At 44.2% G+C, this 800-nt stretch carries 1 protein-coding gene; it reads left to right on the top strand.

Features of this window, described 5'->3' with window-relative positions; all coding sequences use genetic code 11:
• Window positions 1–60 precede the first annotated feature (60 nt).
• Window positions 61–717: a fructose-6-phosphate aldolase gene (gene fsa / locus QVO97_RS01090; RefSeq protein WP_022358583.1), complete on the top strand. Its 657-nt coding sequence runs from the start codon at window positions 61–63 to the stop codon at window positions 715–717.
• Window positions 718–800 lie beyond the last annotated feature (83 nt).

Raw genomic sequence — 800 nt, 5'->3', positions numbered from 1 at the left:
GTATAGTAGATATAGGAGATACTGGCTATCTATCTTATAAAAATTAGGAGGATATGAGAAATGAAATTTTTTATTGATACCGCGAATGTTGATGAGATCCGTGAAGCGAATGATATGGGTATTATCTGTGGCGTTACCACAAACCCGTCTCTGATTGCAAAAGAAGGCCGTGATTTTAATGAGGTTATCAAAGAGATTACCAGCATTGTAGATGGACCGATTTCCGGTGAGGTTAAGGCTACGACTGTGAAGGCAGAGGATATGATCGCCGAGGGTCGTGAAATCGCTAAGATTCATCCGAACATGGTTGTTAAAATCCCGATGACTACCGAGGGCTTAAAGGCTGTGAAAGCTCTGTCCGCTGAGGGCATCAAGACCAATGTAACCCTGATCTTTACTGCCAACCAGGCACTTCTGGCTGCAAGAGCAGGCGCTACATACGTTTCTCCGTTCTTAGGCCGTCTGGATGACATCTCCACCAACGGTACAGACCTGATTTACGATATCGTAGAGATCTTTGACAATTATCCGGAGATTTCCACCGAGATTATCTGTGCTTCCACCAGACATCCGATGCACATCATCGAGTGCGCGAAGGCTGGCGCTGACATCGCAACGGTTCCGTTCAAGGTTCTGATGCAGATGGTAAAACACCCGCTGACCGATGCTGGTATCGAGAAATTCAAAGCAGATTATGAGGCTGTATTCGGTAAATAAAGAGAAACAATAGGAAATACCTCTTGAACTTCCGAAAAAAGCATGTTATACTAGGTACGATAACATAATAGACTGACTGGAAA

Source organism: Clostridium sp. CAG:43, from assembly GCF_000434655.1.
Lineage (GTDB): Bacteria > Bacillota > Clostridia > Lachnospirales > Lachnospiraceae > Otoolea > Otoolea fessa.
This window is presented reverse-complemented; position numbering and strand designations above follow the sequence as displayed.